A 10,374-nucleotide genomic window follows, 5' to 3' on the forward strand; every position below is an offset into this window, starting at 1 on the left:
CGTGCGCGACGAGACGACCGAATCGGACGCCAGCCTGGCGCACCGACTCAGCCAAACCTGCAACGCCCACGGCTTCTCCGCCTCCGTCCGCCCCATCGTCCACCGCTTGGCGTACGTTAACGAGAGCTTGAGCGAAGGGCGATATTTCTTCCTCGACATCAAGCGCGAAGGCCGAGTGCTGTATAAGAAAAGCTGGGTGGAGTTGGAGGAGCCGCGCGAGCTCAGTGCCGAAGGTCAGCGGCGGATTGCCCAGGAGTATTTTGATAGTTGGTTGAAAGCTGCCCATGGGTTTTATGAAGGGTTCGAGTTTTACAAAGGGCGAGATAACCTTCCCCTCGCGGCATTCAATCTCAACCAGTCTGCCGAATCCGCCTACAAGTGCATTCTCCTGGTTCATACCTTTTATACTCCGCAGGAGCATCGGTTAGTCTATTTGGCGCTGGAGGCCGCTGCGTTCGGCCCGGTATACGAAGAAATTTTCCCATGCCAAACCCAAGAAGAGCAGGACCTTTTCGACCTGCTGGATAACGCCTACATCGCCGGCCGCTACCGCATGGGCTTCAGCGTCGACCACGAGCACCTGGACTACCTCGCCGAGCGGGTACAGCGCTTGCTCGCCGTCACCGAGCAGATTTGCCAAGCGGAGATCGAGCGCCTCGCTCAGGATGCCGCCAAGCAGTGAGCTTTTCTCAATAACAGCAAAGGCTTGCTTGAATTTTTCGCTAGTTCGCTGCCGCGTAGGCAGCGAAAAAAAGGCGGCGGCTCAACGAGCCTAGGCTCTTTTAGAGTCTGTTGGCATTCCTGTCGCCCCTGCGATCGCCTCGTCCTTCTCGACCCGATACAACACCTCGTTAGCGATTCGATAACCGTCGGCGGCGGGAATAAAGGGAATACTCACCGGCCCGCTCGCCACACTCAGATGCAAACTGACCAGACCGCGGCGGCGCTGAAACCAGCTCTGCGTTATCGTCACCGCCTGAGCATTCGCCGCCGGAAACATCGCGGTTCGACGGCCAAGCAAACCGCGCCGGACCTGCACAAAACCGCCCTGGTAACACCAAGCCACGGCCCGCCAGCGCAAATGACCGAACAACATCGCCACAAACGGCGCCGCCAGGGCCAACCACCACCAGGCCCCGGCCCCCGTCACCAAAGCAAGCAGCCCAGCGCAAGCGGCGATGGCCAAGCCAAAGCGAACAGCCATCGCCCGCCGATAATAAGGGTGCACCGTCGATAGCGCCGACTCGGGCGCCAGTGCCGACCAAAACCGCCGACTCAACGCGCGCCCCGCCTCCAGCCCTAACGCCGGCACCAAAAAGCTCCCGCCGGCACGTTCCTCCTGCTCGCTCACGCCCCCATACTGTTTACACACCAAAAATCCACGCCGCAGCAAACGCCCGACCGGCGTTTGCACCCACTCGACCGATTGCAGTTTGCTTAGCGTCAGCACCTGATGTTGGCGGTTCAGCAAACCGCTGGTTTGGGTAAAGCGATCGCGGTATTGAACCAAAGTAAACCCATAAAAGCGCCACCAAACGAGCGTCAGCGACAACAGCACAACGGCCGACACCAAGACGCTCACAGCAAGCGTTGCCGCCATAACGGGGCGCTCGACAACCCACCCCAGAGGAAGGAAGCCCTCCACCGCTTGCCAATGCTCCCGCCCTAAACGCTCCGCAACTTGCAGGAAAGGGACCGCTGCCGCGAGATACACAAATAAGTAATTGCTGGCGATACCGTGCAGCGTTAATCCACGAGCGGAAGCACGAAATACAACCTCTTCCGTCGCCACTGCAGGCGATGCCTCCGTCGCATCCGCCGCAGCGACCTGTTGCCGCCCCAAGCGCTCCCGCAACGCTTCGGCCACATTTCGCGCAATCCCCGGCAGCTCGACCTCCGTGCCCTTTCCGCCCGGCGTGTCCACGCTAAAACGCACCACATCGAACGGCCGCATATAAACCGGCTCGTCAATCGCCATGTGTTGCACACGCTCCGCGCCCACCTTCAGCTCTGTACGCTCGAACAAGCCTTTCTGCACCACCAGCACGTCGGCATCGAGCCGAAACCGAAAGCGTTGGTAATAACGAAGGCTAAGCACTGCGGCTAGCAAGGCCAGAAAGACCCCGCCAATGGCGACCTCCCGCGGGCCAATTTGCTCCAAAAACGCCACCCCGGCACCCGCGCCCAGCACCAACGGAAGGTTATCGCGCGCGAACCGCAAACTGCCTTGCAGCAATAGAAACAACACCGCCCACGGCGATAACCGATGCCAGCAACTGAGTCCGTTATTGGCCGCCGATTCAGTCATTCGCGCCACCGGCGGATGCCGGCTCTTGCTCGCGAATACGACCCAATAGATATTGCCGCACTTGCTCCGCCTCCTCCTGCCGCAAACCGCGGACAACCAAATCCGCACTGGCCCCGCCGGCGGTAAAGCACCGAACCCGCAATAAATCGAACAAGCGCTCCAACGGGCCGCTGACCGTCTCGACATGTTGAATACGCACCAGAGGCAGGATAGTGGTCCGCCTGACTAATATGCCGCTACGATATACGACGTCATGCTCCCGTAAGCCGAACTCCCGCCGTTTAGCCTCGATCCATGCCAACGCGGCGAGCAGCGGCAAGCCGATCATCGCCAACATGGCTAATACGCCCGGCACCCAGGGCAGCAGCATGCCAAACGGAATAAACAGCCACAGCAAAACGACCAACGGCAACCACTGGGCAAGCGCAGAAAGCACCTGATAAGGCGCAAAGCGCGGCGACACCGGCGCCAACGCCAACGTCTCCACCGCCGGTAACGATGCCTGCTCTATCGGCTTGTTGGTAAAACCCATCGATGTGCCTCCCCGAGCTATCGAGGCCTACTGACTACAAAAAACACCGCCCCCAATACGGAAACGCACGCAAGGAAGAGATGAGGGAGTAGCCCGATACGGACAAGCGATGTCATCTCGCGCAGGTCGAGGGGATGGCACCAGCTAGCGGCTCATCGCGCGGCGCAGCTGAAGCTTGATATCGTTTAAGGCCAATTTATCCAGCATGCTCTTGTCATACTTCACAACTTCCTCCCGCCCGCCCTGCTCATAACGGATCACGAGGGTATTCTCGTCCCCGTCGACCTCCTTTAGGCTGTCATAGCGAACATGCCGATTAGCGGGCAGAATAACCGCTTTCCGAAAGGTGACGTGACCCTCGTAAAACGATACCAGCGCATTGGTTCGATGAAGATAAGCGGCGACCAGAGCAACGCCTCCAATCACGAGATGAACGGTTCCTATCCCTAACAGAGACATCATCACCATCCCGATAATAAGGTTACCAACGCCAAGAACCAGAAAAAGAGTGGTCGACTTACTAAAATATTGCTTCTCCGGCTCAACCTGCCCGCTATCGGCACCGGCGGCCGAGACTGCCTCGACAGCACCATTACCCGTCACTTTTAGCTGGTCGAGAATACTCAAGCCACCCACCAGCCCAACGATCCCGACGGGCACAAACACGACACTCCCGATAATGAGCAACCACGCCCCCAACCTTGCTTGCCCGAACCCGAGCATCGCCCCCCCAAGCAAACTCAGGCAGCCTACGCCGGCAATGCCCAACAAAAATATCGCGAACCCTCTGTCTAGGGCGAACTCATCGGCAGCGACCAACAGCATCAACAACACCGACAAAGTATTCATCGACAAGCCGGCAATAACCCAACCGTTAAACAGCGGCTTCACCAAGCGTCCGTGATCCATCGTATATTCCTTCTCGTTGTTTTTGTTTACAAAACCGCACAGCTTCCCGAGGTAAACAACCAGGGCGGCATGGCGCGGCACATAATGCCGCAGAGCCACCATCGTTTCCATGCCCGCGCGCGCGAATGACGACCTTTACCGCGACAAACAAGTAAAAGAAGCTGATAGAATGACGGCAGTATGTGGGCAGGCTACGCAACGAGAAAAAGCCGCCCAAGGAATCACGCTGAACGATAGGGAGCCGGGGGGACAAACGCACGATGACAACCGATAACAACGCGCAACCAGCACTGATCGCCGCTCAAGCGGACACCTTACGTAACGAATTGGACCAAGCGCTGCTACCGGCCGACGATACGGCCGACCTCACCGCGCAAGCGAACACGATTACCGCGCAATTGCTGCAAATCGACCACAACGACGCTCAGGCGCGCCGACAAGCCCGCGACTCGGTCGAGACCATGAGCCAAAAAGTACAGGCGCAGGCGGTCCACAAAAGCGCCATGCTCAAAGAGCCCATCCGCAAACTCTCGCAACGCAGCGACGACGGCGGGCCGGTCGCCAATGCGTTGATGGATTTAAAAACGCGCGTAGAAGAACTGGACCCGGCACGGTTCGACTTATCGCCCGGCTGGTTCAGCCGCCTGCTGGGGCGGTTGCCTTTCGTCGGCACGCCGGTCAAACGCTACTTCACGCGCTACGAATCAGCCTCCACGGTGATCGACAGCATCGTCGCCTCGCTACACGAAGGCCGCGAACAGCTCAAGCGCGACAACATCACGTTACAGGACGACCAAGCCGACATGCGCGAACTGAGCACCAAGCTCAAACGCGCCATCGAACTCGGCCGCTTGATCGACGCCGAGCTAAGCGCCAAGCTTGAGAACGAAATTCCCAACGACGACCCCCGCTACGCCTTCATCGAAGAAGAATTGCTGTTCCCCCTCCGCCAGCGGATTCAGGATCTACAGCAACAACTGGCGGTCAACCAGCAAGGCGTGCTGACCACCGAGATCATCATTCGTAACAACAAAGAACTGATCCGGGGCGTCAACCGCGCCACCAGCGTCACCGTCAACGCGCTGCAAATCGCCGTTACCCTAGCGCTGGCCCTGGCCAATCAGAAGATCGTTTTGGACAAGATCGAAGCCGTCAACGAGACCACCGACAACCTCATCGCCGGCAACGCCCGCCAGCTGCGCGAGCAAGGCACGGCCATTCACCAGCGCGCCGCATCCTCTCAACTGAGCATGGAGACGCTGCAAACGGCCTTTGCCGATATCAACACCGCGCTGGAAGACATCTCTCGCTTCCGCCGAGAAGCACTGCCGACGATGGCGCAGAACATCGCCGAGCTCGACGAACTCGCTCAACGCACCGAAGCATCCATCAGTCGTATCGACCAGGCTCGCCAGAGCAGCGCGGCGATCGAAATCGAAGTCGCTTAAGACGAACCAGCCCAGACACACCGCTAGGTGTGCCTGGGCTTACGCGACCACCGAGGGGGCTTGAGCTTTGGCGTCGAACGACGAGACCTTGCGCAATCTCATCGCGTACTTTCGCGATTGTCTGTTAGCCGACGGCGGCGAGCGTCAGCTCCTGGACGTCTTCGGCCGCGACGAGCGCGAACCGTTTCTGTTCCCCTGTGCTCCGGAAAGCTGGGTACCCGTCGAGCCGCTGAAGCTACCCGCGGACTATGCCGAGCGCCTAATCGCCCTACTGCGCGTACAGCGCCAAGAACGCGAGCTGGCCATCGGCACGTGTCTGGTCTCCGGCCCCGCGCCGGAAAACAAGGGCCGCGCGCGCCAAGTCCGGGCGCCGCTGTTTTTATTTGAACCCGAACTCCTACAGCGCGACGGCGAATACGCGGTACGGGCGCAGCCGGACACCCTGCGGCTAAACCCCACCGCCCTCGCCGCTCTCGGCCTGTCGCCCGAACAACTCGGCCACCAGCATGCGCTGGAGGACGGCATCCTTCGCCATGCCTTAGCGCAAGCGGAGCGTCAAGGCCACTCGCCCACAGCCAATGGCTACCCGGCATGGCGCTCCGGACAAGCCGCACGCTGGTCTGCAACGGGCGTGGTTTGGGCGGCCAAGCGCTCCCAACTCGCGCGCAGCGTTGCCTACGAACTCGACGAACTCAGTAGCACCGCCACCCCGTTGGCGGCGCCGGTGCGGCAACTGCTCGGCGCCCCCGCCGAGCGTTCGCCCCGAGTCCGCCAGTCGGCTCCGGAAACCCTGCCGATCAGCCTGACGCTGTCGCAAGAGCGCGCCTTACAGAATGCCGCGCGGGAAACGATCAGCGTCATCAACGGCCCGCCCGGTACCGGCAAAACCTTCACCATCGCCGCCCAGACCATCGACCGCGTCCTGCGCCAGGAGCGTGTGCTCATCGTCTGTAGCAACGAGCATGCCGCCGATGTGGTACGCGGCAAACTGGCGGAAGCCTTCGGCGCGGCGCAAGGGCTGATCGTGCGTGCCGGCCGCGGCGACTACCGCAGCAAACTGCTGAGCGACCTCGACGCTCTCCTCGCCGGCGAAGCTGACACCCGCCAAACCGAGGCACCCGCCAAGCTCGCCGCAGAGCTGCAAACCCTGGCACGCCGCTATCGCCGCAGCGAACACCAGTTCCAGAAAGCGTTAGCCACGGCCGAAAAGGAAGGCGCCATCTGGCGCAACGGCCAAGCGAGCAATCCTTGGCACCGGCTCCGCGCCTGGTGGCTACACCTCACACTGAGCCGCCGGCCCTTGCTTGCCCAACGCTGGCAAGCGCTGCAAGAACAAGTCGCCGCCCACCAGCAACGGGCACGCCACTACCTGGAAGCGCTGGCGAACGACAACCTCCATCGCCTCTTGCGCGACAAACGCCGCCAACTCACAGCGCTCACCACCGCCCTGCGCTCGCGCGCTTCCGGCCACCGGGAAAGCCGCTTCGAAGCCCTCGACTGGGACGTACTAACCCAAGCATTCCCGGTATGGGTCGTCTCGGCGCAAACCCTGCATCGCGTCCTACCGCCAACGCCGGAATTATTCGAGCTGGCGATTATCGACGAGGCCACTCAGTGCAGCCTGCCGCTGGCGCTGCCCGCGTTGCAACGCGCCCGGCGTGCCGTCATCGTCGGCGACCCGAAACAATTACGGCACTTTTCCTTCGTCTCGCGCGACCGCCAGCGCCGACTGGCCGGCAAACACCAGGTCGACGCCGCCCCGGTCGACCTCAACTACCGCGAACGCTCCTTACTCGATTACGGGCTTGAAGCCGTCAGCAGCGGAGAGGCGATCGTCTTACTCGATGAGCATTTCCGCAGCCGCCCGGAACTTATTGCCTTCAGCAACGAGCGCTTTTACAACAGCCGCCTCAAAGTGCTGACGCATCTGAAAGCTAACCGTGGCGATTTACCTATCGAGGTGATCGACTGCCCGGTACGCCAGGAAAACGAGGTCAACGCAGCCGAGATCGATACCCTACTGGCCCGCCTCGAACAACTGATTCAAGACGCCAGCGAATTACCGGATCACGAATGCCCTAGCATCGGCGTCCTCGCCTTCTTCCGCGCCACCGCAGCGGTCTTGGAACGCGAGCTACTCGAACGCTACCCGCTCGGCACACTCAGCCGCCACGACATCCGCGTCGGCACCCCGTATGCCTTTCAAGGCGAAGAACGCGACCTCATGCTCATCGCCACCGGCGTCTATCCAGGCCGTGCCGCCGCAGCCTGGAACTACCTCAACCGCGCGGACGTGTTTAATGTCGCCGTCACCCGCGCCCGTTATCGACAAATCCTGTTCATGCCGAAAGCAGCCCTGGAGGACACCGGCCCCAACTTGCTGGCGGACTATGTCGAACACGCCCAAACGACAGCCGTCCGCCAAGACACACGCGTTCCTGCCCACGATGCCATGCGCCGGGAGTTGATTGCGGCGCTGGAAGCCTGGGGCGCCCAGTGCCGCCCCGATTATTGCTTCGCCGGGCAGCAACTTGACCTTCTCGTGCTCTACCAAGGCCGGGCGTTGGCCGTCGATACCATCGGCTCCGACGCCAGCGCTGGAGAAGCATGGGAATGGGAGCGCTACCGCTTACTGGAACGCGCTGGACTTATCATCCTCCCTATTGGTTTTACCGCCTGGCAGGTGCGGCGCGACGCGGTTCTCGAACAGTTGCGGCAGGCGCTTGGCATGACCCATTCGCACAGCGAAACCGAGTCGGCCGGGCCGGCCCTCTCGCTGCGCTGGCGACTGCAAGAGCTGAACGCTCCCTCCCTGCTGGAGCTGCTGGACGCCCTGGAGCGCCACTACCGGCAAGCCGTACGCTGGCTCGGCGAACGCTTCGAAGCAAGCGAACTCACGTACGACCGCTATCGCAGCAGCATCGACCGCCTCCGCCAGGCCGCCCTCGACGAATTGCAGGGCGCCTGCCTCCTCCTGGAGAGCCTCCGCGACCTCGGGCCAGGGGCCGACGACCCACGCCTACGCACCGAGGTAGACAGCAGAATGGACAGCGGCCGCGCCGCCGTTGCCAGCATGGAGCGCCTGGCGCAAGAACTGGCCGTGCTCCGCACCGAAGACTCCGGCCTCGACGCCGCGCTGGCCGATGTCGCGCGCCTGGCCGAACGCGTCCACCGCTACGGCAAACCGTCGCCCCGGCCACGCGAGCACAGCACCGACACACCCTAACCGCGCAACGATAAGAGCAAGAGCAAACGATGAGCGACTACTTAATTCCCGACTCGCGTTTAGCGACAACACCAATCAACGCACCCCCTGCGTACTGGTCCTGGACGGCTCGACCTCCATGCTCGGCCCCGCCATCGACCAACTGAATGCAGGCCTGAAGACGCTGGAACGCGAGCTGAAAAAAGACCCCACCACCGCGCTGCGGGTTCAGCTGCTAATCATTCGCGTCGGCGGCTACGACAAAGCCGAAGTGGTCAGCGATTGGGTCGACGCGATCGACTTCCATGCCCCGACCATCGAAGCCAACGGCACCACGCCGCTGGGCAAAGCAATGGATTTAGCCCTGGATAAGGTTGCCGAACAAAAGGCACGCTACGACGCCAACGGCATCTCCTCCACCCGCCCCTGGATCATGATGATCAGCGACGGCGCGCCCAACGACCACGGCTGGCAGAAAATAGCCGCCCGCTGCCGCGATGCCGAGCGGGCGAAACAAGTAGCCATCTTTCCCATCGGCGTCGAGCATGCCGACTTCGAAGCGCTGGATCTATTTTCCAACAACCGGCCGAAGCACCTGGCCGGCTTACAGTTTAACGAGCTCTTCGTTTGGCTAAGCCGTAGCATGAGTAGCGTTTCCACCGCCGCCCCAGGGCAGCAAGTGCAGCTTCCCGCTGCCGACTGGGCCGTGGTGGAGGTGTGAATCGACCATGGAATGGAAAGTAGCCGCCGGCATCGCACGCGGGCCGGACCACGAACGCCGCGACGAACCCTGCCAGGATGCCTTCGCTTTCCAACGCGACGGCCAATGGCTGGCCGCCGTCGTCTGCGACGGTGCCGGCTCCGCCGCCCAAAGCGAGCTCGGCGCCCGCCATGCCGCCACCGTGGTTAGCCGTCATCTGCTACAAGCGGCCAGCGGTTTCACAGGCGAAGACTTCCTCGGCTTTTGGCGACAACACATCAAAAGCGGTATTGCCTACGCGCGCGAGACCTTACCGGCCGCCGACAAAGACCTAAGCGCCTTCCACGCCACGATAGTCGGCGTTATTGCCAATGCCGAGCAAGCGCTGATCTTTCACATCGGCGACGGCGTCGCTGCCGCCAGCAACAACGGCGAATGGGCCAACTGCGTCTTGAGCTTACCGGAGAATGGCGAGTTCGCGAACGAGACGTTCTTCTATACGCAGGACACCTGGCATCGACATTTGCGTTATACGCTCGCGCCGGAGGCTGGCGAGTTCATCCTCATGAGCGACGGCACGGCAAGTTTCGCCCTTAGCCGCGACCGCAAGGGCTTAGACGAAGGCTTCGTCCGCCCGGTCACTCATTATCTTAAGCAAGCGGAAGAAGCTCAGGGCTCCCAAGCTTTGAGCGGAACGCTCAACCAAGAGCAACCGCGACGCATCAGCGGCGACGACAAAACCCTGCTATGGGCGGCACGCCTACCGGCGCCGACGCAATAGTAGCGATACCCGCTAAATCGCAAGAAGACTCAACGGATGCCTCATGACGCTCAAACCTGGATTCTTGTAACACCGCAAGGGCGGCGGCCAGTATACGGCGACCTTGAGCCGCTGGCCCGGGGCGGCGAGGGCGCCATCTACCGCCTACCAGAAACGCCACCGCTGGTCGCCAAGCGTTATCACGAACCCAACGCCGAAAAACAGGCCAAGGTTCAAGCCATGCTGGCCGACCCGCCGCACCTGCCCCGCTTGAGCGCCGCGGCCGCCAGTATCCGCGCATCACCTGGCCTATCGGCACGCTTGAGAGCATGGATGGCGCCTTCCTCGGCTACGCGATGCCGCAGCTCGACGTCGACAACACCGTGCCGCTGGAGTATTTGCTCAGCGCCCGTGGTCGACGCGCAACCGGCTTGCCGGAGGATTACCGCTTTCGCGTCAAGGTCGCCTACCAACTCGCGCACCTGGTCGCCGAGCTGCACGCCCACGGCCAC

The 10,374-nt window shown here is 61.6% G+C and carries 8 protein-coding genes; 5 read left to right on the plus strand and 3 right to left on the minus strand.

Annotation, left to right across the window (positions count from 1 at the left end):
• On the plus strand, window positions 1-682 hold a 682-nt coding region (locus CAI21_RS22185), incomplete at its 5' end, for a HEPN domain-containing protein (RefSeq protein ID WP_181919594.1).
• Between the two features lie 90 nt (window positions 683-772).
• On the opposite strand, the gene CAI21_RS22190 is transcribed toward CAI21_RS22185, so the two are convergent.
• From CAI21_RS22190 to CAI21_RS22200, 3 genes are all read right to left on the minus strand, one after another.
• Window positions 773-2,308 carry a PH domain-containing protein gene (locus tag CAI21_RS22190; RefSeq protein ID WP_116304303.1) on the minus strand — a complete coding sequence of 512 codons (1,536 nt, stop codon included), beginning with the start codon at window positions 2,306-2,308 and terminating at the stop codon, window positions 773-775.
• Window positions 2,301-2,840, minus strand: coding sequence for a PH domain-containing protein (locus CAI21_RS22195; protein ID WP_116304304.1), 540 nt, complete (start codon window positions 2,838-2,840; stop codon window positions 2,301-2,303). The genes CAI21_RS22190 and CAI21_RS22195 overlap by 8 nt, the downstream gene beginning before the upstream one ends.
• 144 nt (window positions 2,841-2,984) lie before the next feature.
• Complete coding sequence (locus CAI21_RS22200) at window positions 2,985-3,860, minus strand: hypothetical protein (protein WP_147305219.1); 876 nt, start codon at window positions 3,858-3,860, stop codon at window positions 2,985-2,987.
• Between the two features lie 149 nt (window positions 3,861-4,009).
• Between CAI21_RS22200 and CAI21_RS22205 the strand changes: the two genes are divergently transcribed.
• The 4 genes from CAI21_RS22205 (at window position 4,010) to CAI21_RS22220 (ending at window position 9,883) form a co-directional block, all read left to right on the plus strand.
• Complete coding sequence (locus CAI21_RS22205; protein ID WP_116304306.1) at window positions 4,010-5,197, plus strand: toxic anion resistance protein; 1,188 nt, start codon at window positions 4,010-4,012, stop codon at window positions 5,195-5,197.
• Window positions 5,198-5,264: 67 nt separating this feature from the next.
• Window positions 5,265-8,423 carry a DEAD/DEAH box helicase gene (locus CAI21_RS22210; protein ID WP_116304307.1) on the plus strand — a complete coding sequence of 1,053 codons (3,159 nt, stop codon included), beginning with the start codon at window positions 5,265-5,267 and terminating at the stop codon, window positions 8,421-8,423.
• A complete protein-coding gene (locus CAI21_RS22215) occupies window positions 8,341-9,123 on the plus strand; it encodes a vWA domain-containing protein (RefSeq protein WP_116304308.1) in 783 nt (260 codons plus the stop codon). Before CAI21_RS22210 ends, CAI21_RS22215 begins: the two co-directional genes overlap by 83 nt.
• A 7-nt stretch (window positions 9,124-9,130) precedes the next feature.
• Window positions 9,131-9,883 (plus strand): PP2C family serine/threonine-protein phosphatase, encoded by a 753-nt coding sequence (locus tag CAI21_RS22220; RefSeq protein WP_116304309.1) that lies wholly within the window; start codon window positions 9,131-9,133, stop codon window positions 9,881-9,883.
• Window positions 9,884-10,374 lie beyond the last annotated feature (491 nt).

The organism is Alkalilimnicola ehrlichii, from assembly GCF_003399765.1.
In the GTDB taxonomy this organism is placed as follows: domain Bacteria; phylum Pseudomonadota; class Gammaproteobacteria; order Nitrococcales; family AK92; genus AK92.

What these genes read in the sequence shown, in the direction of transcription:
- CAI21_RS22190 (WP_116304303.1), bottom strand. Translation starts at nt 2,308, where the DNA reads ATGACTGAATCGGCGGCCAATAACGGACTCAGTTGCTGGCATCGGTTA.
- CAI21_RS22195 (WP_116304304.1), bottom strand. Translation starts at nt 2,840, where the DNA reads ATGGGTTTTACCAACAAGCCGATAGAGCAGGCATCGTTACCGGCGGTG.
- CAI21_RS22200 (WP_147305219.1), bottom strand. Translation starts at nt 3,860, where the DNA reads ATGGAAACGATGGTGGCTCTGCGGCATTATGTGCCGCGCCATGCCGCC.
- CAI21_RS22205 (WP_116304306.1), top strand. Translation starts at nt 4,010, where the DNA reads ATGACAACCGATAACAACGCGCAACCAGCACTGATCGCCGCTCAAGCG.
- CAI21_RS22215 (WP_116304308.1), top strand. Translation starts at nt 8,341, where the DNA reads ATGTCGCGCGCCTGGCCGAACGCGTCCACCGCTACGGCAAACCGTCGC.
- CAI21_RS22220 (WP_116304309.1), top strand. Translation starts at nt 9,131, where the DNA reads ATGGAATGGAAAGTAGCCGCCGGCATCGCACGCGGGCCGGACCACGAA.